25 protein-coding genes and 2 pseudogenes are annotated in these 24,798 nt (G+C 59.8%); 13 read left to right on the top strand and 14 right to left on the bottom strand.

Going from position 1 to position 24,798, the window contains the following annotated elements; genetic code table 11:
* Positions 1-130: 130 nt before the first annotated feature.
* Entirely contained in the window at positions 131-430 is a 300-nt protein-coding gene (locus tag AC0L2V_RS31060; RefSeq protein WP_031256955.1) for a DUF1236 domain-containing protein, read from the bottom strand.
* Between the two features lie 326 nt (positions 431-756).
* Positions 757-1,056, bottom strand: a complete 300-nt coding sequence (locus AC0L2V_RS31055; RefSeq protein WP_027156174.1) for a DUF1236 domain-containing protein — start codon at positions 1,054-1,056, stop codon at positions 757-759.
* A 354-nt stretch (positions 1,057-1,410) separates the two neighbouring features.
* On the opposite strand from AC0L2V_RS31055, the gene AC0L2V_RS31050 reads away from it, so the two are divergent.
* From AC0L2V_RS31050 to AC0L2V_RS31040, 3 genes are all read left to right on the top strand, one after another.
* A complete protein-coding gene (locus tag AC0L2V_RS31050) occupies positions 1,411-1,731 on the top strand; it encodes a DUF3606 domain-containing protein (RefSeq protein WP_236376641.1) in 321 nt (106 codons plus the stop codon).
* Positions 1,732-2,007: 276 nt separating this feature from the next.
* Positions 2,008-3,411: a sensor histidine kinase gene (locus AC0L2V_RS31045; RefSeq protein WP_473513744.1), complete on the top strand. Its 1,404-nt coding sequence runs from the start codon at positions 2,008-2,010 to the stop codon at positions 3,409-3,411.
* The gene (locus AC0L2V_RS31040) at positions 3,411-4,085 is read left to right on the top strand and encodes a LuxR C-terminal-related transcriptional regulator (protein ID WP_473513718.1); all 675 of its coding nucleotides are present in this window, start codon (positions 3,411-3,413) and stop codon (positions 4,083-4,085) included. Before AC0L2V_RS31045 ends, AC0L2V_RS31040 begins: the two co-directional genes overlap by 1 nt.
* A gap of 34 nt (positions 4,086-4,119) precedes the next feature.
* On the opposite strand, the gene AC0L2V_RS31035 is transcribed toward AC0L2V_RS31040, so the two are convergent.
* Positions 4,120-4,299, bottom strand: a complete 180-nt coding sequence (locus AC0L2V_RS31035; protein WP_473513720.1) for a hypothetical protein — start codon at positions 4,297-4,299, stop codon at positions 4,120-4,122.
* 1,266 nt (positions 4,300-5,565) lie between these two features.
* Positions 5,566-6,303, bottom strand: coding sequence for a DUF1236 domain-containing protein (locus tag AC0L2V_RS31030; protein ID WP_473513722.1), 738 nt, complete (start codon positions 6,301-6,303; stop codon positions 5,566-5,568).
* A 751-nt stretch (positions 6,304-7,054) separates the two neighbouring features.
* Here AC0L2V_RS31030 and AC0L2V_RS31025 point away from each other — a divergent pair.
* The 8 genes and pseudogenes from AC0L2V_RS31025 to AC0L2V_RS30990 all read left to right on the top strand — a co-directional run bounded on the left by AC0L2V_RS31025 (position 7,055) and on the right by AC0L2V_RS30990 (position 14,851).
* The gene (locus AC0L2V_RS31025; RefSeq protein ID WP_473513724.1) at positions 7,055-7,357 is read left to right on the top strand and encodes a DUF982 domain-containing protein; all 303 of its coding nucleotides are present in this window, start codon (positions 7,055-7,057) and stop codon (positions 7,355-7,357) included.
* Positions 7,358-7,825: 468 nt separating this feature from the next.
* On the top strand, positions 7,826-9,601 hold the full coding sequence (locus AC0L2V_RS31020) for a sulfatase-like hydrolase/transferase (protein ID WP_473513726.1): 1,776 nt from the start codon (positions 7,826-7,828) through the stop codon (positions 9,599-9,601).
* Positions 9,602-9,633: 32 nt separating this feature from the next.
* Positions 9,634-10,458 (top strand): CDP-diacylglycerol--serine O-phosphatidyltransferase, encoded by an 825-nt coding sequence (gene pssA, locus AC0L2V_RS31015; RefSeq protein ID WP_473513728.1) that lies wholly within the window; start codon positions 9,634-9,636, stop codon positions 10,456-10,458.
* A 537-nt stretch (positions 10,459-10,995) separates the two neighbouring features.
* Positions 10,996-11,469: a (2Fe-2S)-binding protein gene (locus AC0L2V_RS31010; RefSeq protein WP_473522056.1), complete on the top strand. Its 474-nt coding sequence runs from the start codon at positions 10,996-10,998 to the stop codon at positions 11,467-11,469.
* 11 nt (positions 11,470-11,480) lie between these two features.
* Positions 11,481-12,557: a molybdopterin cofactor-binding domain-containing protein gene (locus AC0L2V_RS31005; RefSeq protein ID WP_473522055.1), complete on the top strand. Its 1,077-nt coding sequence runs from the start codon at positions 11,481-11,483 to the stop codon at positions 12,555-12,557.
* Positions 12,517-13,245 (top strand): molybdopterin cofactor-binding domain-containing protein, encoded by a 729-nt coding sequence (locus AC0L2V_RS31000; protein ID WP_473522054.1) that lies wholly within the window; start codon positions 12,517-12,519, stop codon positions 13,243-13,245. Before AC0L2V_RS31005 ends, AC0L2V_RS31000 begins: the two co-directional genes overlap by 41 nt.
* Before the next feature lie 4 nt (positions 13,246-13,249).
* On the top strand, positions 13,250-13,729 hold the full coding sequence (locus AC0L2V_RS30995) for a molybdopterin cofactor-binding domain-containing protein (protein ID WP_473522053.1): 480 nt from the start codon (positions 13,250-13,252) through the stop codon (positions 13,727-13,729).
* 229 nt (positions 13,730-13,958) lie between these two features.
* Positions 13,959-14,851 (top strand): annotated as a pseudogene (locus AC0L2V_RS30990) (LysR family transcriptional regulator).
* A gap of 682 nt (positions 14,852-15,533) precedes the next feature.
* Here AC0L2V_RS30990 and AC0L2V_RS30985 read toward each other — a convergent pair.
* The 4 genes and pseudogenes from AC0L2V_RS30985 to AC0L2V_RS30970 form a co-directional block, all read right to left on the bottom strand.
* Positions 15,534-15,743, bottom strand: a complete 210-nt coding sequence (locus tag AC0L2V_RS30985; protein ID WP_473513746.1) for a hypothetical protein — start codon at positions 15,741-15,743, stop codon at positions 15,534-15,536.
* A gap of 670 nt (positions 15,744-16,413) precedes the next feature.
* A pseudogene (locus AC0L2V_RS30980) lies at positions 16,414-16,695 on the bottom strand (hypothetical protein); the annotation flags it as partial.
* Between the two features lie 14 nt (positions 16,696-16,709).
* On the bottom strand, positions 16,710-17,156 hold the full coding sequence (locus AC0L2V_RS30975) for an anthrone oxygenase family protein (RefSeq protein ID WP_473513736.1): 447 nt from the start codon (positions 17,154-17,156) through the stop codon (positions 16,710-16,712).
* Between the two features lie 58 nt (positions 17,157-17,214).
* Positions 17,215-17,583, bottom strand: coding sequence for an antibiotic biosynthesis monooxygenase family protein (locus AC0L2V_RS30970; protein ID WP_473513738.1), 369 nt, complete (start codon positions 17,581-17,583; stop codon positions 17,215-17,217).
* 101 nt (positions 17,584-17,684) lie between these two features.
* On the opposite strand from AC0L2V_RS30970, the gene AC0L2V_RS30965 reads away from it, so the two are divergent.
* Positions 17,685-18,155, top strand: a complete 471-nt coding sequence (locus tag AC0L2V_RS30965) for a MarR family winged helix-turn-helix transcriptional regulator (protein WP_473513740.1) — start codon at positions 17,685-17,687, stop codon at positions 18,153-18,155.
* Positions 18,156-18,752: 597 nt separating this feature from the next.
* Here AC0L2V_RS30965 and AC0L2V_RS30960 read toward each other — a convergent pair.
* The 6 genes from AC0L2V_RS30960 to AC0L2V_RS30935 all read right to left on the bottom strand — a co-directional run bounded on the left by AC0L2V_RS30960 (position 18,753) and on the right by AC0L2V_RS30935 (position 23,902).
* Positions 18,753-18,944, bottom strand: coding sequence for a hypothetical protein (locus AC0L2V_RS30960; protein WP_473522052.1), 192 nt, complete (start codon positions 18,942-18,944; stop codon positions 18,753-18,755).
* Positions 18,945-19,547: 603 nt separating this feature from the next.
* Complete coding sequence (locus tag AC0L2V_RS30955; RefSeq protein ID WP_473522051.1) at positions 19,548-19,886, bottom strand: hypothetical protein; 339 nt, start codon at positions 19,884-19,886, stop codon at positions 19,548-19,550.
* Positions 19,887-20,011: 125 nt separating this feature from the next.
* Positions 20,012-20,458 (bottom strand): hypothetical protein, encoded by a 447-nt coding sequence (locus AC0L2V_RS30950; RefSeq protein ID WP_473522050.1) that lies wholly within the window; start codon positions 20,456-20,458, stop codon positions 20,012-20,014.
* 409 nt (positions 20,459-20,867) lie between these two features.
* The gene (locus AC0L2V_RS30945) at positions 20,868-21,410 is read right to left on the bottom strand and encodes a hypothetical protein (RefSeq protein WP_473522049.1); all 543 of its coding nucleotides are present in this window, start codon (positions 21,408-21,410) and stop codon (positions 20,868-20,870) included.
* Between the two features lie 330 nt (positions 21,411-21,740).
* The gene (locus AC0L2V_RS30940; protein ID WP_473522048.1) at positions 21,741-22,394 is read right to left on the bottom strand and encodes a hypothetical protein; all 654 of its coding nucleotides are present in this window, start codon (positions 22,392-22,394) and stop codon (positions 21,741-21,743) included.
* 941 nt (positions 22,395-23,335) lie between these two features.
* Positions 23,336-23,902, bottom strand: a complete 567-nt coding sequence (locus AC0L2V_RS30935; protein WP_473522047.1) for a recombinase family protein — start codon at positions 23,900-23,902, stop codon at positions 23,336-23,338.
* Between the two features lie 434 nt (positions 23,903-24,336).
* Between AC0L2V_RS30935 and AC0L2V_RS30930 the strand changes: the two genes are divergently transcribed.
* Positions 24,337-24,555, top strand: coding sequence for a hypothetical protein (locus tag AC0L2V_RS30930; RefSeq protein WP_473522046.1), 219 nt, complete (start codon positions 24,337-24,339; stop codon positions 24,553-24,555).
* Positions 24,556-24,798: the final 243 nt, after the last annotated feature.

The following is a 24,798-nucleotide window of genomic DNA, read 5'->3' as shown; positions in this document are numbered from 1 at the left end:
CGCTACGCTTCAGGACTATCACCCGCCCGAGGGGCCGCTGTGGGCGAGGGCGGCGATCGCCGAGTGGATGCAGCCGGGCGCCCGCGCCCGCGGTCCCCGGGGGGGGGCGTCTCCTCCCCTCGCGTTCAGGTCACTGAATGATCTTGACGATCTTGCGTGTGCCGGGATCAACAAGAACGGTGCGATTGTCAACGACGACGTAGCGATACTCGACGTCGGGAACCTCGTGAAGCTCGACCGTCTCGGGTATCGTTGAACCGATATTGAGTTCCACCCCAGGGAGTTCCACGGATGCGAGCGGCTGCTTTTTCACATATTCCCTGATCACGGTCTCCTGTTCAGGCGCGATGATCACATCCTGAGCGGCAACAGCGCCAACGCTGGCCAGCAGAAAAAGGCCCGCGGCTGCGGTGGAAAGATGCATTCTCATAACTGCCTCCTTTATGTCTGTGACTTGTAAGCCTATTTGCGCCGGACGGCATCAGCGCCTTGCTTACCCAAACTTGAGGCAGCCGCAAACGTTCCTTAGCTGGGCTTCGGTCCAATTCGGCAGGGCCTTTGCGTAGGACCTAAGTCTGACGCGTCGCGCCCAAAGGGCGATGCCGCGGGTTTCGGGGCGCACCGACTGCACGCTTCAATTGCTATGAACCATGGGTGCTATGAAACGTAGGGCGCTATGAACCGTAGGCGACAGCGAAACGGCAAGAAGGCCCGCCGCGTCCAAGCGGCGAGCTTCTCCTCCCCAGGCCATTTCAGTCAATCGATGATTTTAACGATCCTGCGTGTGCCTGGATCAACAAGAACGGTCCGATTGTCGACGACGACGTAGCGATATTGGACGTCGGGAACCTCATGAAGCTCGACCGTCTCGGGCAGCGCCGAGCCGATATTGAGCTCCACGCCAAGCAGGTTCACCGAGGCGAGCGGCTGCTTTTTCACATACTCCCTGATGACGGTCTCCTGTTCGGGCTGGATGATCACGTCCTGGGCAGCCACGGCGCCGACACTTGCCAGCAGCAGAAATCCTGCGGCTGCAGTGGAAAGATGCATTCTCATAAGTTTTTCCTTCCTAATGAGCTGTCTTGCGCTGGGACGCATCTTCGTCGCGCCAAGCTCGCCTTCAACATCGAGACAGCTGCAAACGTTCCGCGGCTGGGCTTCGGTCCGACCAGAGACGCCGTGCCGTTGGACCTAAGTCTGAATTGTCGTGCGCAAAGGGCGACGATGGCGTGTGGCCCGGAACCACGACTGCCAGCACTCGTTGCTCGCCGTGCGTCACGGGAGGAATCGATGGAGAATAGTGTTCACCAAGCCCGCTGGCTACTTGCACCGGTCTTCGCTGTCTCCATTGCCTTCCTGGCAATTGGAATAGTCGTCAGCTGACGAACGACCGACTTGACGATGTGGCTGATGGACGAAGATATCTGCGCAGCTAAGTCCCTTCCTGCGCCGATAAGGGACCACCCGCCATTCCTCGATTTGGCGGGTGGTCCCTCGTTTGCGTCCAATGTTCAAACGAGCTTCAGTGGGAAAACGGAAATGGACGACAACAACAAAGATCGATCGTTTCTCGACCGCGACCGCCTGTCGGTGGACCAGTATTACGAGGTGGAGCATTTCGCGCGAGAAAATGGCGTTTCGCCCAGCCAGGTCAGCAGGCTGATCAAAAAGAACGGCAACGATCGGATGACCCTTACGCAAGCGGTGAGAGCATTGCGCGACCGGAAGTGAAAGTACGCAGCACCTTCCGCCGCTGCCAGGGGCGACAGGTGCCGGTAGCACGTGGTTGAGGCGTCATATTTGCTGCCTCGCTCAACCATGGCAGTGGCGCTTGCGCAAAAAACCGCAGGGTTGCGGTTTTCGTCCAGCTCGCAAGCCCTAAGTTCCCTTGTTATTGATCGGTGCAGATCAAAGATGGCGTCATTTAGCGTCGTTCGACGACAGATTGGCTGGTTCTCTCGAATCGTGCCGCTGGCGCGACGCGCCGCCGACCGGGCCGGTGGAGATATGGCGCCATACAGACCGACAAGATTGCTCGATCGGTGGAATGCACTGTCGCTGGCCACTCAGTTTCTGCTCGCCGGCGGGCTGTTTTCGCTGTCGGCGATGATCGTGGTTGGAATGTCCGTGACAAGCCAGATTGAAGCCGCGGTCACCCGGAACTCGGCCGCCTCTACCGCTCTTTACGTCGACAGCGTCATCGCGCCGCTGCTTCCCGACATGCGCAGGAGCGAGATGCTGGACGAGAGCGTTGCGCACGCGCTGGATGAAACGCTGGGACAAGGCGCGCTCGGCAAAAGGCTCGAATCGTTCAAGCTATGGCGCCGCGATGGCACCATCCTCTATTCAACCAATAAAAGTCTGGTCGGGAAGCGCTTTCCACTCAAAGACAATCTCCGGGCCGCATTCGCAGGCGACATGGTTGCTGAAATGGACAGGCACTACGATAACCAGGCTGAGAGGGACAGCGGCCTGCATCTTCTTGAAATCTATAATCCGATGCTTCAGCCATGGTCGGGCGAAGTCGTGGCTGTTTTGGAATTCGACGAGATCGCCACCGATTTTGAAAGGGATCTCCGGCAGGCACTCGTTCGGACCTGGTTCGATGTCGCAGCCGTCACCGCGGTTTTTTTCCTCGGTCTTTCGGTGATCGTTTTTCGTGGCAGCCGCACGATTCGTTCGCAGAGCCGCTCCTTGAAGCAGCGCATTGCCGAACTTTCCGTCCTGGTTGCTCAAAACAGAATGTTGAGGCTGCGGGTGCAGCGTGCTTCGCAGCGCGCCACGGCACTTAACGAACGTTACCTCAGGCGGATCGGCGCTGACCTGCACGACGGGCCGGCGCAACTGGTTGCCCTCGCTGCGCTAGGGATTGATAGCCCCGTGCTAGCCGATCCTGCCACCCCGGCTGCGGCGCGCGCGCGGGAATTGCAGGTGGTCAAAGCGAATCTGGACGATGCAATGCGAGAAATCAGGAATGTCAGCAAGGGTCTTATGCTGCCGCATGTCGAGAATGCCGAGTTGACGGAAATCCTCGAGCTTGCCGTGCGAGCGCACGAAGAGCGGACCGGCGTCAAAGTGATGCTGTCCATGACCGGGAACCACACACCCTTGTCGCCAGCGGCCAAGATCTGCATCTTTCGCTTCATTCAGGAGGCGCTGAACAACGGCTTCCACCATGCCGGGGGTGCCGGTCAATCAGTCGCGAAACAATTCGACGGGGAGCGCGTTTCTATCGAGGTTTCCGACACCGGCCCAGGTTTCGACCCGAAGATCATCCACCCTGAACGGCTGGGGCTCATCGGGCTGCGTGAGCGGGTAGAAAGCCTCGGCGGCCAATTTGATGTAACATCTTCACAGGATGGCACGGTGGTGAAAATGGTTCTCAACACAGTCGAAATAGGACAGGCGTGATGGCAGCGGCCATAAAGCTCGCCATTGTCGACGACCATCCGCTGTTCAGGGAAGGCGTTGTGCGCACCCTCGAGCAGATCGGCGGGTTCGAGATCGTTGCCCAAGGCAGCAGCAGAGATGACGCCTTGCGGATATCGGAAGACCAGCAACTCGATATTCTGCTGATGGACATCTCGGTGCCTGGAGGGGGCCTCAGCGCGGTCGAACCGGCTCTGGAGCGGCACCCGGATCTGAAAATCGTGATGCTGACCGTTTCGGAGGAAAACCAGCACGTCATGACCGCCTTGCAGAGCGGGGCAAGAGGCTACGTCCTGAAAGGCGTCGGATCGAGAACCCTGGCCGCCATACTGCGCACGGTGGCGATGGGCGAACGGTATGTTTGTCCGCAATTGTCGGCGCGCGTGTTGGTCGACCTGTCCAGCCAACCAACCGCGATCGAGAAACCCGACGTTCTGGCCGAACTCACCAGTCGCGAAAGAGAGATCCTGACGCTCGTTGCCGCGGGATTGAGCAACAAGCGGATCGGTCTTCAGCTGAACCTGCACGAGAAAACCATAAAGCATCACATGACGCGGATTCTGGCCAAGCTCAATGTGAGCAACCGCACCGAAGCCGCGATGACATTGCGCGACGCGACCGAGCATCAGCATCCGCCTGTCCGCGATCCTGCATGAAGCAAGACAGCCTTGCGGCCTGTGGAACGCGCCATCACTCGATCATCCGGAGCAGTCTTGCCCGATCGGATTTCTTTGCCTGCCGCCGAATGATGGTGCGGCCCATGGCATCGCGCATCTCGTAATGGCCGCCGTCGATGCGCTCGCTCAGCCCGTTGGAATGCACCACACCCACGCTTGCCCCGCGCACCTCGATCCGGTCTCCAGTGGTCACGTTAATATACGTCTTGGGCTTGTTGCCAGGATTTAGCGCGGTAGCCGGATTTGTCGGGGGAGTGACGTTCAGTGCTTTTGTTTCGTTCGCATTGCCGTTCGGGTCCGTGGCCTGTGGGGCTGCGGCATTTCCAGGGTCTGTGGCATTTCCAGGGTCTGTGGCATTTCCAGGAGCGTTTCCAGAGTTGCCGGGGCTTTCAGTGTCTCCTGAGTTGCCGGAGCCAGAGTTGCCGGAGCCAGTGTTGCCGGAGCCAGTGTTGCCGGAGCCAGTGTTGCCGGAGCCGGAGTTGCCGGAGTCTGAGTTCCCAGCGTTCCCAGAGTTCCCTTGTGCCCAGGCGGCCTGTGGGCTTAGCGTCAGGGACAGGCCGTCCTGTGCCACACGGTAGGGGCTGACGACGAGAACCAGGGCCGATGCGCTCAGGCAGATGGCGACGCGAAGCCCTCGAAGAGATTTGAGACTGCGCTGCGATTGAGGCCGGGCAGGCCGCGCACCGGCGAGAACTCTTGTCTCACAATGCTTCGGGCGCTGCGGCCGTATTGCGTCTGTGATCAATGAACTTGCCAATAGCACGCCAGAATATCCTTTTACCGTCACGCCCAATGTTGCATTTCTACCTATTTCGAATTCGTCCAGGCCAATCCTTCGCTCGGCAATCCGTCGCCCCAGTCAATCCTCTGAACTCTGCACCGATTTATCAGGCTTTCGCCATCATCGGGCTGTGTCAAGACCCACCAGTCTCAAGGGGGAGAACCGGTGGGCCTCGTTGGCGCAGGAAGGGACTCATGACTGCGCGAGTGCGTTGCCTTCATCGGTGGACCTCATCAGCCGATGAAAAGCCCGACGGCGGCGACCCCGAACACCAGGCCAAATACCGGAAAAAGCAGCCAACGTGCCTGGTGAATGCTGGGGTCCATTGCAGCCTCCTGTCACAGTGTCGGCATCGCAACGACGCCTGCAGGAACTCGGTTCCTACAAACTCCCCCATTTCAGGCTTTTGCCATAGCGGTCCCGGACCAAAGCACTGCCTGGGCCAGCCCATGGTCGGCAAGCGGCCAGACCGAAGTCCTAGCTCAGGCCTTTTGAGCAGGGAGGACGCCGTCCAGATGTAATCCTGGTGGGAAGCGGCTGAAAGGAACCTCGACACGCAGAGAGCCTGTCAGTTTGAACAGGCGTAATAGCCGTGCCTTCGGTGGCAGAGACTTGTCGATGCAGACGAGGGGTCCGCCGTGGGGGCAGCGGACCCCTCGATTAACCCGAACTAGGGCGTCAGGTCAGAATAAGGACGATCTTGAATGTATCCGGGTCGACGATGACGATACGGCCATCGGCCAACACGAAATACTGGTACTCTTCGTAAGCTGGGACGATCTCGATGATTCGCCGTGGCAGAGGACGCAGTTCAACCCTCTGCCGCGGAACCTCGACACCGACTGAGATGTCAAAGTCGACGTCGGCAACCGGTTCGACCTTTTCCTGCTTGAGGATCTGGGTGACTTGCGTTTTCTGCTCAACGGTCACATTGCTGATCGCGCCGGTCTCCGTCTCATCCTGTGACTGAGTAGTGCCCTGAGTCTGCTGCTCGGTGGCAGTACCGGCCTCGCCCTGGGTCTGCTGCTCGGTCTGGGTCTTGGCCTTGTCCTGCGCCTGTTGCTCGGTCGTGGCGCCGGCCTCGCCCTGGGTCTGCTGCTCGGTCTGGGTCTTGGCCTTGTCCTGCGCCTGTTGCTCGGTTGTGGCGCTGGCCTCGCCCTGGGTCTGCTGCTCGGTCTGGGTCTTGGCCTTGTCCTGAGCCTGTTGCTCGGTTGTGGCGCCGGCCTCGCCTTGCGTCTGCTGCTCGGTTGTGGCGCCGGCCTTACCCTGTTCGCCCATCGCACCTTCCGGGCAACCGGCCGAGCCGGCCGGGCAGTCGGTGCCGGACTGGCTTTGGGCCGGCTGCTGTTCCTGAGCGAATGCTGCGCCACAGCCAACGCCTATGGCCAGCATACTGGTGATCAGAACTTTTTTCACGAGACGTCTCCTTCGAAAAGTCTGTCCCTTCATGGGGAAAACCACCTCTGGAATGTTTTGTTCCAAGCGAATTGACCGGGCGCGGAAGCCGCGTCCAGGCGCGCGCCGGAGTGAGCCAGCAAGCGCGCCGAATAGGCCGTGTCCTTGTTCCAGCAGAGGCGCGGGCTCTCCGTTCGGCCCACTCTTCCAACTGGCGGTTGGTAGACGCCGGGCAGCCGGCACGCGAATGATTTTTCTCGGTCCGCGCGCAGCGGGCACATTCTCAGCCCCCAAGCCGTGCTTGGTGACCGCTTGATCGCCCCGTCGCACCTGCGGGTACGGCGGACTTTTTTGCCTGCGCCAGCCTGTGAGGCTGGAACACTGTCCTGCGACGAAAGTTTAGTGCCAGCAGCGTAGTATTGTCCCCTCATACAATGCTGCGAGATCGGAAGCTCCGGTCAGCCCGCGTCTTCTCCCCGAGGGCGCGGGCTTTCTGCTGTTGTCCAGGCTTTCCGGCATGACGAATGCTGCCGACAGCCTTTGCGAGAGTTCGGTTTCATCGGGAGCGATGGCGTTCAGACCGTCCTCGGCTGCGGGTTGCAGCGCTACACAGCGACGTTCCGCATGCGGTCCCTGTCCTGCGAGGAGGTTTGCTTCAGTCCCGAATTGGCCGTTCCTTGACAGCAAAAAGTGCGCTTCACATATTTTCCGCAGCCGTCGCTCACGGCTCTCGTGGAAGCTCAAACACTCGTTCAGTTGAATGGAGGTTGTAATGAACGACAGGACTTTCGACCGGCCTGTTTTCGTCAGGAAAGGGGAGTTCATGGTGGAGGAAATCGAATGCTTGGCCGATGCTTTCGAGTTCCTCCAGGAATGGCCGAACAATCGCCGAGGGCCAATCTTTGACACGGCGTTCCGCGCCTGCCAGCGCGCCTATGATGGCCAGATTCCCATTTCCGTTGCACGCGAGGCTTTCGCCGGCTTCGCGAGATCGGCCAAAATACTCGAGGACGCCTCTGCAGCTATGCCCTGGATGACGGCACAGAAAACCGGTCGCGGTGGCGTGACGGCGTAACCGATGTAGCTGCCTAAAGCGCGTCGCGTTGGAATGGACCCATGCGACGCATGCGGCGCGCTTAGGGTTTTTGAAGTTATGCACGCCGTATTGCAAAACCGCTGCGCACCCTCGGTTCCAGCCCGAGGACGTGCTTTTGCGCGACATGCATCAGCGGAAAGATGGCCGGTGAGCGGTGTTCGACGCCGCGCACGCCTGCTTCGTTTTAGACTTTGAACCGTAATGTCTTCGCCTACATGATTTCCGTCCGCACGTGGTCCGTCAGAGAGGCGTCCGAGGACGTTGCGCAGGTATCCTGTTCCCCATCGGGTTGATGCTAGGCCTGCATCTACTCCCTTTGCTTGGTGCATGCCCTATGAGGCACCGCCTTTCTGCTGTCCGACAACGTCATCTATCTGTCATATTGTGAACTTCCCGAAAACTTAGCCGACGATAGACTCCCTGCCTGAACACCCCAAAGCGTGGCCAATGCTGGGCGACAGGGAAGGGGGGAGGGAAATGGGGAGGCAAGGCGGTGTCAATGCGACAAGGGGGGCACTTCTTGCCCTGAAATGCGCGTTGCTGCTCGCAGTGATCCTCCTCACCAATCATGGCTTTATCGACCGCATCCGGTTGCTCATTGACGATCAGCGCCAGCTGACCTTGATGATCTTCAGCATCATCTGGGTCATCTCTGTGTTGGCAGTGTTGGCCGCTGCCTTTCATCCCAACTGGATCATTCGGCTCCTGTGGGCCGTCCCCCTCGCGATATCAAGCGCCGCAGCCTATGGCTATTACCTTGTCCAAGGATCCGAGTTCTTCATCTTCGACGTTCTCAATTTCTGGACGGTCCGTCACGAGGCTCACAGGGCATCCGAATTTTATTCCAACGCGATTTGGTGGTCGGTCGCTGTCGCGATATTGGGTGTTGTCGCAATCGCCATGCCCCCCTCCCTTCCGCCACTGGCGACACGCAAGACCAGATACTGGTCACCACTAGTGCCCATGTTGCCGATCGTCCTCATTGCGGGCGTGGTTATTTATCGAGAGGGCAAAGGTTCAGAAGCGTTGCCGAAGCAGTTCTCGCCGCTGTCCCTGGCAGCGATCGCAGCTTACAAGTTGAACAGTGGAACGTTCCCGGAGCGGGAAATCGTATCCATGACGCCGGAACGAAACCAGGCGCGGGCTATCGTGCTGCTGGTCGACGAAAGCATTCGGTCCGACTTCGTAAGTCTTGAGCCCCGCAACCCCGTCACTCCGCAACTGGCCGAACTCAGAAGCCGATTGATTGATTTTGGCCCCGCTGTGTCCGGCTCGAATTGTTCTCTTCAATCGAACGCATTGCTTCGCTTCATGGCCTATCCTCGAGATCTAGTCCAGTCAGTCAAGGCGAGCCCGACAGTTTGGCAGTATGCAAAGAGGGCAGGTTATCGCACCGTGTTCATAGACGCCCAGGCAGGTTTCGTCACCGTCTATGGTAAACTGCAAAACTACATGACGCCCGCCGAAGCGATTTCGATCGACCGATTCTACAAGTTGGACAATGCAATTCGAACGCATGATCTCGACGATGAACTCATTAATATCGTGCTCAAGGAAATGAGCGTCGGCGATCATGTTTTTATCTACGCGAACAAGAATGGCGCGCATTTCCCCTACAGTGACGGGTCGCCTGCGGAGTTTGCATCCGACGCCGGCACCTCAGGGACGCTTCAATCCTATGCAAACGCGGTGCGCTGGTCGACAGACCGCACTTTGTCCCGTTTGATCGATGGGGTCGACTGGAGGGACGCAACGATGATTTACACGTCGGACCATGGACAAAATTTCAGCGTCGGCCGTCTCACGCACTGCAGTTCATATACGAATGTAGACCCGAACGAAGCCATAGTTCCAATGTTGGTTTCAACCGGGGATGAGGAGCTTCGGGCCCGCTTTGAGAAAGTCGCCACGCAATATCCGAACATGGCCACTCATTTCGCGATAGCGCCAACGCTGTTGGAGTTGATGGGGTACCGACCATCCGAAATATCGGCTCGATACGAAAGCTCCCTCCTTCACAGCCTTACATCGCAGCTTCAGTTCGTAACAGACGATATCCTCGGATTGTTCTCCAATCGTCCCGCTTGGCACTCCGTCGATCCAACGATTCAAAAGGGTCGGCAGCGGCTTGACCTCCTGGTTACGCTGACGAACTCGCGTCCGAATATTTGCGAGGGCGGCATTGGCTGCGTCGCAGGTCCGGAACCAATCTCGAGCGAATAGCAGGGGATGGCAGAGAAAAAGGAAGATCGACAATGGCGAAAGAACGCAAGTCGGCTGACGCGGCATTGAACGACAGCAAGAACACGCTATCGGATGGTCGCAAAACGCATTCTCGACTTGTCCAGCAGATACCCAATGCCATAACAGCGCTGGCGCTTTGCTCGGGCTTGGCTTCCGTTCGCTTCTCGATCGAAAACGAGTTCGAATTCGCACTGTTGGCGATCGTCGTGGCAGCAGTGCTCGACGGTCTTGATGGCCGTCTGGCGAGGCGATTGCATGCGTCGTCACAGTTCGGAGCCGAATTTGACAGTCTTGCGGATTTTCTTAGCTTCGGCGTAGCGCCGATCGTCCTGCTTTTCTTTTGGGGCGAGGCATTGATGACCGGCCCGTTCAGCCTGTGCCTAATGGCATTCGCTCTTGCTTCGGCCGCGCGCCTGGCGCGCTTCAATGCGCAGTCAAATTCGGCAGCAGCGGCATGGCAGAAAGCGTATTTCACTGGGATGCCGACACCGGCCGCTGCCCTAACGGTTTTGTTGCCCATATCGCTGGCTCCGCCGACACCTGCAACTGTTCAGATTGCGGGGCTGCACGCAGCTCTGATCGCTTTCTTGATGGTTTCGACGATCCCGACTTTTTCCGGGAAGAAGTGGGCTTGCCAAGTCTCCAAGAGGACGATGATTGCGTTGTTCTTGGCAGTCGCAGGGCTGGTTGCGGCCGTCGTGCTCTACCCCAGCGAGTTTCTGGTTGTTCTGACTGTCCTTTATCTCGCCTCCATTCCGATCAGCTGGATCAGTTTCCGTCATGATGAGAAAATTCACGACGAAATCGATGTCGAAACCGCTCGGGTAGTGGAATGACATCTGGAAGCCTTGATGGCTGTCCAGGTCCCGGCTCGGGCAGGCAGCAACTACCTCGCGGCAACGGCCGCCTCCCACCTTTGGCGACCTTCCGAACGTCTGCAACGAGCAGGGCCGCGCCGCTCTTCCCCGATCTGTGAGGACGGTCTCGGGCGGGTACCAAGCGTTCGATTCAATCCACTCTAGCCGGGTTTTTGCACAGCGCTGAACGTTTGGCGGCCTAGGTGTTGATCTTCCGAAGCGGAAGCAGCAGTCCTTTTCAGGGCCGTTCGCCGCAACTGGCGCATCTACTGCTTTTCGATCCCCGTGAACGGCAATGCCGGCGCTGACCGCGCAAACGCGGACGTGCCTCGCCTGTGTGACGCATTCAGAAACCACGTTTCTAAGGTCATGCAAATTGCGCAGTCTAATCCAGCATCGCCCGGCGAGCTAGCTTTAGCGCTAGCCACCAGATTGCCAATGTCTCAGTCGGCCGGGAAGCCCCAGGCCGCTTGGGAAACCTGTTCGGGTGGAGCAACCCAGGAGAACCTACCGGCCATGATCTCACTGAATATCAACGGGCGAGAGCACGAGATTGACATTGACCCCGAAACCCCGATCCTTTGGGTCCTGCGTGACACGCTGGGAATGAGCGGCACCAAATTCGGCTGCGGCGCAGCGCTCTGTGGCGCCTGTACGGTGCATCTGGATGGCGAGGCAATCCGCTCGTGCAGCACACCGGTTTCCGCCGTTGAAAGCGGCAAGATCACCACGATTGAAAAGACAACCGACGGCACCGACCGTGTCGGCGCGGCTGTCCAAGCTGCATGGGTCAGGCACGACGTGGCACAATGCGGCTACTGTCAGAGCGGCCAGATCATGAGCGCGACGGCCTTGCTCGCGTCGCTGTCGCCCGGAGCGCAGCCGACCGCCGAAGAGATCGACTCCGCCATGGCCGGAAACATCTGCCGCTGTGGAACCTATGCCCGTATCCGCGCCGCTATAGCCGACGCCGCCAGCACCCTCGTCTGAAGGAGACGCATATGTTCCCCAACATGGATCACAAAGAGCTGCCGCGCGCGTTGCAGCACATCATGGAACGGGGCCGCTCAACGACGGTCCAGGCGATGCCACGCCGCAGCTTTCTCAAGCTGACGGGGACCCTCGGCCTGGCTGTCGGCATTTTCCCTGATTTGGCAGTCGCGCAGTCGTCCGAGGTCGATGAGGCGGCAGCCAGTCTGAAGCCGACCGAGCAGCCCTCTGCATTTGTCCACATCGCGCCCAATGGAGAGGTTACGGTCACGATCAACCGGCTGGAGTTCGGTCAAGGCGTCCAAACGGCATTGCCCATGATCCTTGCCGAAGAACTCGATCTGGACTGGAACCTGGTGCGCAGCCAACTCGGCACCAATGACATGGCCTATGTCGATCCGCTCTTCGGCATGCACCTTACCGGCGGTTCGAACACAATCAAGAACAGCTTTACGCAGTATCGCGAACTGGGTGCTCGTGTTCGCGCCATGCTGCTGGCGGCCGCTGCGACCCGCTGGAATGTGGATGTGTCCACTCTGCGAACCGAGGCCGGCGCGGTTCTGGCCTCCGATGGCCGCAAGCTCGGTTATGGAGAGCTTGCCGAGGCGGCCATGGCCTTGCCGGTGCCGCAGAAGATTGCGCTGAAGGATCCCAAGTATTTCCGCATCATCGGCCAGCCCACCCGGCGTTTGGACGCTCAAGCCAAGAGCAGCGGCCAACAGAGTTTTGGCATCGACTTCAAGCTGCCGGGACAGTTGACGGCCGTGGTGGCTCGTCCTCCGGTCTTCGGAGCCAAGATAGCCACCCTGGACGACAGCGCAGCCCGGGCGGTCAAGGGCGTGAAGGCCGTCCTGCGCGTGCCGCTGGATCGCGGTGCCGAGGGCGTGGCCGTCGTGGCCGACGGATATTGGCAGGCGTCTCAGGGCCGCGATGCCCTCAACGTGGAGTGGGACACATCGGCCGTCGAAAAGGTCGATAGCGAACGGCAACTCGCGCACTATCGCGAGATGGCCAGTCGAGCCCGGCCCGCGCCAGTTCGATTCCGACATGGTGCCATTGGAAACGGCGCCGCTGAAGCTGGAAGCTGAGTTCGTGTTCCCGTATCTCGCCCACGCGGCGATGGAACCGCTGAACTGCACGGTACGACTTGCCGATGATCGTGCCGAGATCTGGATGGGAAGCCAAAGTGCCGGACCCGATGCCGCCGCTGCCGCAGCCGCGCTCGGCCTCAAGCCGGAACAGGTCGTGCTTAACGTGCAGATGTCGGGCGGCGGCTTCGGTCGGCGCTTTTCCAGCACCTACGACACCGTGGTCGAGGCCTGCGAAATAGCCAAGGCCGCCAGGTCGGCGGGGCTGAATGCACCGATCCGTACGCTTTGGAGCCGCGAGGACGATATGAGGGGCGGCTACTATCGTCCATTGCACCTGCACCGCGCCCGCATCGGCTTTGACAATCAAGGCAAGGTGCTGGCCTGGGATCACAGCATCGTCGGCCAGTCGATACTTACCGGAACCGTGTTCGAGCAGTTCATGGTGAAAAAACGGCATCGACGCCGCCACGACGGAGGGCATGCGGGCTCCCTATCCGCTTCCAATGCGGCTGACCGTGCATCATGCCAAGGACAACGTGCCGGTTCTGTGGTGGCGCAGCGTCGGCTCCACCCATACGGCTTATGTGATGGAGACCCTGCTCGACGATATAGCGCGTGCAACCGACCAAGACCCTGTAGCCTACCGCATACAGCTCTTCGGCGATCAGCACATCCGCCATCGTGACGCATTGCAACTGGCCGTTGACAAGAGCGGGTACGGCAAGACGCAATTGTCCGAGGGGCGGGCCTGGGGTGTGGCGGTGCACGAGTCCTTCAGCTCAGTGGTCGCTTACGTGGTGGAAGCCTCTGCTGCCGATGGACAGCCTAAACTGCATCGGGTCACGGCCGGGGTTCACTGCAATCTGGCCGTCAACCCTCTGACCGTGGAGGCGCAGGTACAGGGCGCGGCGATCATGGGCTTGTCGATGTGCCTGGCAGGCTCTGCAATAACGCTCAAGGACGGCGTCGTCGAGCAGAGCAACTTCAGTGACTATACGGTGGCGCGCATCACGGACGTGCCGGAATTCGACATCCACATCGTGCCTAGCGCCGAACCGCCCACGGGCATGGGCGAGCCCGGCTTGCCACCATTGGCGCCGGCATTTGCCAACGCAATAGCACGGCTCACGGGAAAACCGCTGCGTCAATTGCCGTTCAATCTGACGTAGCCGTTTTTACGCCAGACCGCTTCTGCTCGCTGCTTGCTGTTCCGGCAGCGAGCGAGGCAGATAACGCCTTGTCGGCGCTCGGCTGCCATCGGGGGGCGGAATCCGCGCAGTACCAGACAGTCTCGAATGCCGACTCGTGCCGGCGGGGCTGGGCGGAGCATAAATATGTCGAGACAGGCATGCTGATTATCCGCCATGATCCTCATGGATATAGAAATGAGGTTTATAGGTGAGAAGAGGCGACTTCAGCGAATGGGCTGTGTTTATCGCGGTTGCCGAGGAGGGGAGTTTTACACGCGCGGCCGCAAAGCTCGGCCTCTCCCAATCCGCGCTCAGCTATGCGGTGCGCATGCTCGAACAACGGATCGGTGTGCGGTTGATCTCGCGAACGACGCGCAGCCTGTCGCTGACCGAGGCAGGCGAAAGGCTGCTTATCAGCCTGCGGCCGGCATTCGACCATATCGACAGTGAAATTGCTGCGCTCACCGCGCTTCGCGACAAGCCTGCAGGCACGATCCGCATCACCACGTTCCGGCATGCCGCCCAAACTGTCCTGTGGCCCGTATTGTCGAAACTGCTGCAGAATTATCCCGACATCACGGTTGAGGTCCATGTCGATGAAGGTCTCACCGACATTGTCGCAGAGCGCTTCGACGCCGGTATCCGCATGGGCGAACAGGTGCAAAAGGACATGGTTGCGGTTCGGATCAGCCCAGACGTCAGGATGGCAGTCGTGGGATCTCCGTCGTACTTTGCCAATCGTCCCGCCCCGCAGACACCCCGCGACCTGAGCGAACACCGATGCGCAAGCTATCGCCAGAACTCCGGGGGCGGCCTTTATGCCTGGGAGTTCGAACAGGACGGCGTCGAACTTGAGGTCCGGGTCGATGGACCGGTTATCTTCAACGACAACGAGATGCTCTTGCATGCCGCGGTCGATGGCTCGTGTTTGGTGTACACGTTCGAAAACCAGATATCCCAGCATGTTGCGGACGGCCGCCTGGTCCGGGTACTGGAAGACTGGTGCGCGCCATATTCGGCTACCACCTCTATTATCCAAGCCGGCGGCAGCATACTGCCGCCTTCACGCTTCTGGTCGACGCCCTCCGATACAGGGGCTAAGGGCGGCCGACCATTGATCAATCTGATTTCTAACTTCATGCCGATTACGCCGTCTAATCGGCCGGCGCGACACTGGCCTTCGAGCTCAGCACCAACCTGGCCACCGCCAAAGGCAGCCACGTATAGCGTTACTGGGGCGTTCAGAGGGCTCCTGCGCGCCGTAGCGTAGAATGGGCGTTGGCTCCCCGGGCCGAACGATACTGCGAACTATGTGCTGCCGATTCCCCTCGAAACTACGCCACAGCCCACTATCAGGATGCGGAAGCGTGATCGCGATCGCGCGGAGCGGATCCGGCTTGCCGGTGGTCCGAAGCCAACATTGAGGGAACGCGCCGTCCGGCTCGCTCTTGAGAAGGGTGAAGTCCGGACAAAGACCTGACCGACATCGGCGTTCCTCGCTGCTACCTCGCCCGCATATGCGAGGAAGGGTTGCTCGTGAAGGTGGGTTACGGCCGCTATCGTGCGGCCGTTCCTAACGCGGCTTGATGGCAAATACGAACGGCTCTTGAGGGGCACAAGATGCTGACGAGAACCGGAGTAGGATTAGGTACGCCGGCGCAGAAAAGGCGGGGCTTGAGCTCTGGAACGGGCAGTCGCGCCCCAATGTCGGCCATTGGGCTAGTGTCTGCCACATCCCGAAAGCGGCCTCCGGAGACCGAGCTGTAAGTCTCCTTCCGCGCCGTTAGTAGCCGGAGAGCTCCTCGCGGCGTACAGCCTCGTCGTTGACGCCCAACCCGCTGAGCATGTCGTGCATGGCTCCGACCATCGCCGGCGATCCCGCAAGGTCGTAGATAGGAGCGAGCACGTCGGGCAGATGGCGCCGCATCATCGCGGCGTTGATCGCTCCGGTCTGCCCATCCCAGGGTTGAGCCGCTTCACTGGCCGCTGTCATCGTGGCGACAACGTTGAAATTAGGGTTGGTCTTCTGCAGCCTTTGCAGCCGCGTTGTTCCTCGCGGCCAAGGCGCAGGCGGCAGAATTCGACACCATGTTCTACGCGGTGCAACGCTCGAGTTGATCGCGGGGGCGACGAACATCGCGCTGCTCAGTATCAACATGCGTGACGGTTTCAAGCTATCAGGTAGGCTCAATCGCCGGAGCGTTACGCATGAAGTGCAGCTGGTTGGCTGCGACATGGTTGCCGACGACACCATGGCGTTCCGCTTCGCCAAGCCGGCCGGTTTCCATCATTTAGCCGGCCAGTCGATATCGCTCACGCTGCTCAACCCGTCCGAGACGGACGGCAAGGGTAGCTCCCGCCACCTCACGCTGGCCAGCGGGCCAGAGGAGCCGGAGTTGATGGTCACAACGCGCCTCCGCGATACGGCATTCAAGAGTTCCCTGGCGTCGCTCCCGATCGGCGGCGCGGTGCGCATGACCGGTCCAAATGGCGACTTGACCCTGCACGACGATCCGATGCGACCGGCGGTGTTCCTTGCCGGCGGCATCGGCATCACGCCGTTTCTGGCCATGGCTCGCTATGCCTCCGCGGCAAGGCTGCCCCACCGCATCACGCTATTTTATTCGAACCGCCGGCCGGAGAACGCAGCCTTTCTTGGGGAACGAGGGGATAAGCACCAGGATGCCGTTTGCCGCAATCACCGGCATGCGCCTGAGCTTCGCGCCGACGACACCGGCCCGCCGTCCGCCGGAAAGGGCAAGGCCCGAGGCGCCTGCTGCAGCGACGGCAGGGACCAGCAGCAGGAAGCCCCATGGTATGGCCGTCTTGACGGCGATGATGGTGGCCTGCGATGCGAACAGTTCACTGAGAGCGGTCGAGAGCCAGAAGGTCAGGATCGTTAGGAGTGCGATCGTGCCGGCGACGGGATGAATGAGCTTGGTCATGGCTTCTGTGTCTTTCACCGACTGATGGCGAGCAAGCCCAGCACCGAGGCGGCGGCGGCAAGCCCGATGCGGACGTAGTGAATCAGGATCCAGGTGTTGAGCCGGTCAGAAACCTGGTCGAGGGGCAGGGATTTGGCCGCGAACTGCGCGTTGGTTGGCACGAACCAGATCATTGTGAGCGCCAGGACGCCCGCGATGCAGGCGGCCGATCCGATCCAGAGCATACGCGGCCCACCGTCGCCCCAGCCGAGCCAGAGGGAGCCGATCAGGCCGACGAGGGTCGGAACGACGACAAGAGGAATCACCCCCGAAATGAACCCGTTGTTCTGGCTGAACCAGTCGAGGAACTCGGCTGCGGGAAGGCTCCTCCAGTAGCCGCCGAGCGTCACACCAATAGTCAGCATGACTCCGGCGAACATGGCCGTACCCGTGACGGCGAGTATGTTGAACAGGAGTCGCATCGGACTCTCTCCTCTTGGCTTGATTTCGATTGTGATGACTTCGGGCTGCCAGCAGGCTCTATGCGATGCAAATGCCGGGTACCGCGACCTTCTGGAACAGGTGCGGCGAGGCGACCGCCGACGACGGATAGGCTCCCAGTTTCGCTCTGAATTCGGGATGCGTGAACGCGGCCCGGAAGGCGGCCGTCGATTCCCAGACTGCGTAGTTCAGGTAGGTCGGGCTTTCGCCGATGGCGCGGTGGAGCTGGATGGAAATCAGGCCCGGCTGGGTCTTCATGAAGGACGCATCGTCCTCCCAGACCTGAAGAAACACTGCCTCGTCGGTGGGATCGAGCGTGAACAGATTGATGAGTACGACGGCATCGGCATCGATTCCGATCTGACGGTCGATGGGAAAGGCGGGATCGAGAGGGCGCATAGTGGGCATGGTAGGGCTCCGGCGTTGGGTTTGACATCATAATGTCGAGTAGGTACCATCGACACATAATGAATTGACATCATCACGTCAACAGCATCATATGGTGACAAATGAACAAACCGCAGCGGACCTCAGCCGGAGACGCCTTGACCGATCTCATTCTGACGATGTTCCGGGTGAACAACCTGACCCTCACCTGGGGCGACCGGCTCGTCGCTCCTCTCGGGCTGACCAGTGCCCGTTGGCAGATCCTGGGGGCTATCGTGGCGGCGGAACGGCCACAGCCGGTAGCTTGGCTTGCGCGCGATCTCGGCGCTAATCGCCAGAACGTTCAGCGCATCGTCAACGATCTAACCAAGGAAGGGTTGGTGGCATTTGAGCCAAACCCGCATCATCGCCGTGCGCAACTCGTGGCGCTTACCGGCAAGGGACGGCAAGCCTATGATGCGGCCATTCGCTTGTACACGCCGCGGGTCGAGGCGCTCGCGGAAGGGCTTGCCGTAAAGGACATCGAAGCGGCCCGCAGAGTGATGACAATGCTGCGGCAGAAACTTGAGGGCGATGAAAATACTCATGAGTAAGCCTCGCCCAGCGAACGGCGGTGCGCGTAGGGCGGGTCGTGATCGCTAACCGACCAGCGTCTGGTCCGCAGGGCCGGCCCGAGCCCTTAGTCATTGGCTTGAATGTCCGCTACTCGCTTTCTGGAAGCAAGAAGCTGCCAGTCTGCTGCGGGTCAATTCTTCCGGTTCTCGAACTGGAAGGTTTCGCCGGTCGAATGTTGGTAGCGGCTCGTTTCGCACAATCCCGCCGTGTGCATGTCTTTTCACGATGCCGCCGCCGAATCTACGATGAGGGCCTTGCCGGCCTAGGCGAGGGCAGGGCGCTACGCTAGCTTACCACTACTTCGATCGGCTTCTCGGCTGATTGCCAGCCATCGCAGCAGAAGCGAAGCGGATCGAAATGTAGGGAAAAATTGCACGTCGGCGCGCAATATCGCGCCCTGGCGTAGGAAAGGCAGTGGCTCCCCGGGCCGGACAAGTTCGACAAATCGAACCGGGAGCAAAATGCCAGAAATGCCTTTGTTTCCAAGTAGTTGGTGTGACCACTTCCCAAAGCGTCGACCGCCTTGGTGTATCTCAAGGGGTAGCAGCGGTGTATCTCTTAGTCAAGCCGTCCGCTTAGCTCGCTACGCTGCGCGCCACCTCTCGCACGCCCTCGACGTACCATTGCAGGGCCAGCCAGGGGTCCGCTTCAAAATCCAGCCGTGTCGCTTCGGCTTGGTCGTCCCCCAACTGATCGGCCACATTCTGGAGCCACCCCTGTTTCCAAGCTGTCACATCTGCTTCCAACGTCGAGTATTTGATATGCACTGCTGTCGTCTCCTTCATCGCGCCGTAAGTGGGCATCTGAGGGGGTAGCTGCCGGGACCCTGATTTGGCCAGTCAGTTATATTCATGCTTCAACAGGGACGATCCCGACAGCGGGAAGACTGCGCTTCGGGAATGGTCGGTACTTCACTGTTCGCAGCCCGGTTACATCGCTGTCCACAACGTCGATCCCCGCCCATGCGCCTATGGTGCGGTCTCGCTTCCACATTGGCACACCGCCTATGGTGACCCTCACAGGCTCGCTGGGGTCGACCCCGCGTTTGATCAATTCCCGGCACAAGACCGGCACCGGGTCCTTGCGCGTCGTGGTCGTCTCGATTTCCTCGCCCCGTAGAATGGTGGCGGCAGTGTATGATCCTGTCACTTCAATCTGTAGCATTTGCTCCTTTGCTATGTGCAGTTTTGCCCGCTGAGGGGCGTTTGTCTCTGGACGGTAGATTGTGTCGGAGAAGCAGCGAACGCGCTCTGGCGTTCCTACCGCACAGCGTTCCGACCGTGTTTGATGAAAGACCCGAAGGGGGCTTTGAGCTTGGGGCAATGGTTCACCGGGATGGCGACCTGACCCCCTTCGGAATGGTGGTGCTGCTAGATGCCGAGGTCGAGACGCATCTTGGCGGCTGCTCGGGCATGGGTAGTCAGGAGCTGCCAATCGCCCTTGACGACTGCCCTGCGGAAGGCTGGCAACTCGGCTTCATCGATATGCTCTTGCCACTGGTCCATGGTCAGGCCAAGCGGGCCAAGGATTTGCCGTTCGATGTGTTTGGTGAATGATGCCTCGACGATCAGGGCTTCAACATCGTGAACGCCAGCCGCCGCCGCGTCGATCACGCCGCCTTCGATGTAGCTGTCAATCACAGCCTGCCTTGCTTCCTCGGGCTGGGCCACCGTCCACTCGCCAAGTATCTTATCGGTGGTCGAGACCATCTCGTCATACTCGGCCTGTTCCGCCTTTGCCTTGCGTTCCTCCTCGGTCAGGTCTTCGTCGCCTTCGTCGTTCTGCTCGCCAGCGTCTGACCCCTCGGCGTTATGAGGGGCCGGATTGTCTTGGCTTAACGAGCTTTCTGAAAAGACCCCGGAGCCTTGTAGCCGTGTTGCGCCAGAGCCTCGGCCAGCGCCTTCTGGTATGAGGCGGCATCCCATTGGCCGTATGTCACCATGTCGCGAGCTTGCTGGCCGCTAACCTCAATGCCGTTGAACCGAACCGGCGTCGAGGCGACCACCTCGGGCGGCGCGATCATGCCAACGCTCTGCGATGAGACTAAGCGATTGGGGCTGAAGCCCATCCGCTGCGCCTGAAGCTGGGCATTGTTCTGGACGGAAAGCTCGACCGCGCGCTCAATCTCTTCCTGCTTGGCGCGCTCTTTCGCCTCGACAGCGAGGGCATCCTGCTTGGCCTGATTGGCTGCCTGCTCTGCCATCCGGGCGCGGTGCATGGCTTGCCCGAGTACGGTCTGATCAGGGATGTATTTGGTCGGGTCGTCTTGATAGTCGTTCATGTGGTGTCCTTTCAAATGGTCGTAGTTGATCGCTCCCGACGCGGAATGCGCCAAGAGGTGGTCGGTGGTTTCTAGGCTGTGTTACGGGGTCAGCGGCGCGGCTGTAGGCCGTAGCTGTGGTCTGGTGGGGTCGGGCTGCGGTCGGCCTCTGGGGACGCTATGGCTGGGCCTGGGGTGGCCTTACGTGGGCGCATGTACAGCTCGGCCATTCGCCTCATCAAGTTGCCGGCTTCAAGCTCGGGGTAGCCGTAGACGGCGTAGCATCGCCCCGCGACAATTAGGGCGTCAGAGATGCCGGAAAGACGGTCCAGTTCGGACGGCTCGCCTTCTTCCAGCTTGCCTAGGGCTTCGATGATGGCGAGGGCTTGCTCTCTGGTCGGCCACTCGGCGAGGGTGGGTAGGAACTGCCTCACATTCCCTCCCGGATGTGCTGCATCAAGGGGGTCCTGGGGTGCGCCTTAGCGGACCCGAAGCGAAAGAGGTGGTCGAGGTGCTGGCCACCATCACGCTCGTCATCGTAGCGGCCGAAGTCCCGGATAGCGTCCCACCTCGGGCCAATCCAAGCCAGCGACTTGCGGACTAGGTCGAACTGGTCACGCTTGGCCTGACCCAGCCGCCTCCATGCGAACTGGTCGTAGTGGATGGCAACACCCTGCTCACGCCGCTTCTCCCGTCGCTCTGCCGCCGCCATGATGGATTTGCTGCGGGCCTGTTTGGTTCGGAAGGGGAGCTTGGCATTGGGGATGTTGCGGTAGCCGGGAGCGTTGACTAGGTGCTGTTTCCAGTCGACGCGGTCGCCCTGGGTTGCCCTTAGCGCTGTCTTGTTCTGCCGCTTGGCGGTGGCTGTCGCGATGACAAGGGCGCTGTCGTCATCGTCGTCATGGTGGTCGGGTAGGGCCTGTCGCTCGTGCAGGAACAAGGCCCTGTCGAACGGTCGTGCGTCATCTGTCATGTCATGCGTGTTCCTCTCGAGATTGTTGTTCGGCTGTCGCTTGGAAAAGGGGTAGGCTGGCATGGTCATTTTCAGCCGATGTAACGTCATGTGTAATAGGTGCCGTGTAACGACACTTAAGGTTACCTTCGGGGTTCCCCTGAGCTGGAGACATCAGACTGAGACCACCAGAAGAAAGAGGCGGAAGCCTCCCACTTAACATCCCCACCTTCAGGTTCACTTCTGGCCATTACTCTAAGGTGTGAGACCATAAATCTAAGGTGTTCATCAGAAGGTAGCCTGAAGGCTGAGGCATCAGGAGGAGGGACTTCCGTCCACTCCTGTGTATGATCAACATTCTACGTCGATTATATCTGTCTGATAAGACATCCTGCAGGGAACCTTAAGTGTGACCCTGATCTGAGCTTTGGCTTTGCTGATCTGGTCAGTACGATTGCTGACATAGTGGGAGACCATCCGAGGAGATGCTCCGGTGATCCTGCTCATGTCAGCCTGAGCGACATTCGGGAAATGGTCGAGAAGCCATCTGACCTGTCCCTCAGCGTCTAACTTGTGTCGACGACCGACCATGAACTCGCCAAGTGCCACCTGAGCAGCAACCGCCACCGGACTGGAAGTGATGTCGGTCTTGATTGTCTGGACGGCATCCGCCCATCGCTGGTTGATCCATGCTTGCCCCTTGGGCGATATGACATCGAATGGTCGTCCGACGACTGAGAAGAGGCGTTTCCCCAGACCCGACCTGATTGACTTAGTGGTCAGCCGGCGACGGGTGACGAGCCTCCTGTCAGTGAACGAGGCATCCTTGGGAGTGTGGTCTTCAATCTCGTCCTGGAGAATGCCCAGCCGGGAAAGGACATCGCGGACTTGTTTGCGACCAACGCCCTTGGTCTCGCCGTACTCGGTGATGGTGATCCATGAGCCTATCGGAGCCTGGACGATTTCACCCGTGGTGCTGTCGAGGGTTTCTGAGGTGTATTCCAAACTGGTCCTTTCGTGGGTTGACTGTCGCTTCCGCAAAATATCCCCCCGGGCTGCCTTGCGGTGCCGTTGGGGTCGACTTGGGGTGCAGTTGGGGCGTGGTGGCTGGAACTTGAGGCGCTGATCGATTGCCTTCTCAGTGTTACGTAACACTGACTTTGCCATCGACGATGGTAATCTTAGCCGCCTTCTCAGTGTCACGTGACACTGACTTTGCCACTGTTCAGTGCCAAACTGGCTTTTCTGTCGCGGCTGGACGATTGCTGATTTCGTTGCGTTATTCGCTGCGGTTCACCGCCACGTGGCGGCGGCGACAGAAATCTTGGCCCGCGTCCATGCCTTTCACCTGTCGCCTCGAAACAACATAGACCCGCAGGCGAGCGAGTTGACATTCCTGGGTGTCGCACCTCGCCAAAGCCGCGCCGTCAAGCGCCACATCCATGCCCCGGAAAGGGAACGAAACAGGGCAAGGGATAGTCGCAACAGGGCGAACTCTGCGGCGCGGCTTGGGAGAAAGGCGGAAGGGTAGTGCTTGTGTGGTGGGTATGGGGATTTAGGCTGATTTCGGCTTCATAGTGCTAGTGGGGGCTCTATGGGATTTAGCCCTATTTCGGTTGGGTAGTGCTAGTGGTCACCCTATCGAATTTCAGGCCGATTTGGTTGGATAGTGCCAGTGGTGACCCTATGGGATTTGGCGGCCATTTCGTTTCATAGTGCTAGTGTAGTCCCTATCGGATTTGTCGGCCATTTCCGTTGGGTAGTGCTAGTGGAGTACCTATTGGATTTCCGGCCATTTCGGTTTCATAGTGCTAGTGTGGCCCCTATCGATTTATCGCCCATTCGGTTGGATAGTGCTAGTGGTGTCCCTATTCGGTTTCGTAGTGCTAGTGGGGGCTCCAATTAGGAGTTGCTAATAGGCCGGCTCCGTAGTGCTAGTGGTCACCCTAACCAGCCGCAGCCTGCCCCAGAGCCCGATAAACCGACGCCTTGGACAGCCCCGTGGCCCTCATGATCTCGGGAACGGTCTTGCCATCGGCCCGCATTGTGACGATCTCCGCTGCCCTCTCAGGGGTCGCCTTGACCTTGCGGCCGAACTTGGTCCCGATGGCCTTGGCCTTGGCAATCCCATCCATCTGCCTCTCAGACCGGATAGCTGTCTCGAACTCAGCGAACACGGCCAGCATCTGCAGCATCGCGCGGCCAGCCGGGGTGGAGGTGTCAATCTGCTGGTCGAGGACCCGAAGGGCCACACCGTCCTTCTCCAGCCCCTTCACGATGTTCAGGAGGTCTGTCGCTGATCGCGCAAGCCGGTCAATGCGGGTGATGATGAGCGTGTCACCCCTCCGCAGGGCCCTGAGGCAGGCCTTCAGTTCCGGTCTGCCGGTGTCCAGCCCTGACCGCTTCTCCTCGAATAGGTTCTTCGGCTCCACCCCCGCCGCCACCATCTTGTCCCGCTGGACCTCAAGGGACTGGCCGATGGATGAAACCCGGATGTATGCGAAGTCGGTCATGTGCTGCGGTCTTTCCAATGTCTAGGCGTTGTGAGACTGGACTTATGAGACATGAAAAGAGGCGTGTCAATGGACCGTCTCACAGTTTATACATTTTGGGACGCATGCCCCGCGCTCGTCCACCAGTCACTGACGACAAGGTTCAGCAGCGCCTGTCCCTAGCGTCGAGTAGCCATCCTGCCCTGCCACATCGTCGAACAGCCCTGGCGCCCCAACCGCACAGGAAGGCGAGGCTGTCTAGGATTGCCTGAGGGTGGCCTGTGGTGGAACCGAGGGGGCACGGGGGGAGCCGCGCGCTGCCGTATATCTGATCGGTCGCTCATGAATTTCTACCAATTATTCCGGCCCCTTTTTTGGTACGAAATCGTACATTGATTTTTTCCCGGAAAGTGCAACAAGTGGTTACTTGGGGCAGTGGCTCGGGGAACCCTCGGGTGAACGTTAAGACGACCAACGGGCGCACATTCGAGGATCTTGTTCTGGAGGTCATCGAGGCAGCCCCATACGGCGGAATCGTCTCCGTTAAGGCCACCATAGCAGCGGTGCGCGAAGATGGCCCCCATTGGGAAGTGACCGACTGTGATCTGATCGAGTTTATCGTGGAAGCGGCTCCGGCATTTGGGCGCGCGGTAGCCTTCGACCAACGCGAATGATCCTCTAAAAATGGCTCCTGGTTGATCAGCCAGTCCTTCGCGCTCAGAAATTTCTATCAAATCATTCCTGACTCCTAAAGGAACCATTCCGTAATCCGCGAGTTGCGGCTGGGCAGGGTCGGGACATGCAACATGGCAAAGCGTGATAAGGCCGGGTTAAAGCGCCGGCGGCGGGGGGGGGGGGGGGGGGGGGGGGGGGGGGGGGGGGGGGGGGGGGGGGGGGGGGGGGGGGGGGGGGGGGGG

The sequence above is a fragment of the Mesorhizobium sp. WSM4814 genome, from assembly GCF_055811595.1.
The sequence above is the reverse complement of the archived record's forward strand: the minus strand, read 5'-3'. Positions and strand labels throughout refer to the sequence as shown.

Excerpts from the sequence above, each read along its gene's own strand:
- AC0L2V_RS31050 (WP_236376641.1), top strand. The coding sequence starts at position 1,411 with ATGGACGAAGATATCTGCGCAGCTAAGTCCCTTCCTGCGCCGATAAGG.
- AC0L2V_RS31060 (WP_031256955.1), bottom strand. The coding sequence starts at position 430 with ATGAGAATGCATCTTTCCACCGCAGCCGCGGGCCTTTTTCTGCTGGCC.
- AC0L2V_RS31000 (WP_473522054.1), top strand. The coding sequence starts at position 12,517 with ATGGTGCCATTGGAAACGGCGCCGCTGAAGCTGGAAGCTGAGTTCGTG.
- AC0L2V_RS31005 (WP_473522055.1), top strand. The coding sequence starts at position 11,481 with ATGTTCCCCAACATGGATCACAAAGAGCTGCCGCGCGCGTTGCAGCAC.
- AC0L2V_RS30965 (WP_473513740.1), top strand. The coding sequence starts at position 17,685 with ATGAACAAACCGCAGCGGACCTCAGCCGGAGACGCCTTGACCGATCTC.
- AC0L2V_RS31010 (WP_473522056.1), top strand. The coding sequence starts at position 10,996 with ATGATCTCACTGAATATCAACGGGCGAGAGCACGAGATTGACATTGAC.
- AC0L2V_RS30945 (WP_473522049.1), bottom strand. The coding sequence starts at position 21,410 with ATGACAGATGACGCACGACCGTTCGACAGGGCCTTGTTCCTGCACGAG.
- AC0L2V_RS30955 (WP_473522051.1), bottom strand. The coding sequence starts at position 19,886 with ATGGTCTCGACCACCGATAAGATACTTGGCGAGTGGACGGTGGCCCAG.
- AC0L2V_RS30985 (WP_473513746.1), bottom strand. The coding sequence starts at position 15,743 with ATGACAGCGGCCAGTGAAGCGGCTCAACCCTGGGATGGGCAGACCGGA.
- AC0L2V_RS31040 (WP_473513718.1), top strand. The coding sequence starts at position 3,411 with ATGGCAGCGGCCATAAAGCTCGCCATTGTCGACGACCATCCGCTGTTC.
- AC0L2V_RS31020 (WP_473513726.1), top strand. The coding sequence starts at position 7,826 with ATGCTGGGCGACAGGGAAGGGGGGAGGGAAATGGGGAGGCAAGGCGGT.
- AC0L2V_RS30950 (WP_473522050.1), bottom strand. The coding sequence starts at position 20,458 with ATGAACGACTATCAAGACGACCCGACCAAATACATCCCTGATCAGACC.
- AC0L2V_RS30935 (WP_473522047.1), bottom strand. The coding sequence starts at position 23,902 with ATGACCGACTTCGCATACATCCGGGTTTCATCCATCGGCCAGTCCCTT.
- AC0L2V_RS30975 (WP_473513736.1), bottom strand. The coding sequence starts at position 17,156 with ATGCGACTCCTGTTCAACATACTCGCCGTCACGGGTACGGCCATGTTC.
- pssA (WP_473513728.1), top strand. The coding sequence starts at position 9,634 with ATGGCGAAAGAACGCAAGTCGGCTGACGCGGCATTGAACGACAGCAAG.
- AC0L2V_RS30970 (WP_473513738.1), bottom strand. The coding sequence starts at position 17,583 with ATGCCCACTATGCGCCCTCTCGATCCCGCCTTTCCCATCGACCGTCAG.
- AC0L2V_RS31045 (WP_473513744.1), top strand. The coding sequence starts at position 2,008 with ATGGCGCCATACAGACCGACAAGATTGCTCGATCGGTGGAATGCACTG.
- AC0L2V_RS31055 (WP_027156174.1), bottom strand. The coding sequence starts at position 1,056 with ATGAGAATGCATCTTTCCACTGCAGCCGCAGGATTTCTGCTGCTGGCA.
- AC0L2V_RS31025 (WP_473513724.1), top strand. The coding sequence starts at position 7,055 with ATGAACGACAGGACTTTCGACCGGCCTGTTTTCGTCAGGAAAGGGGAG.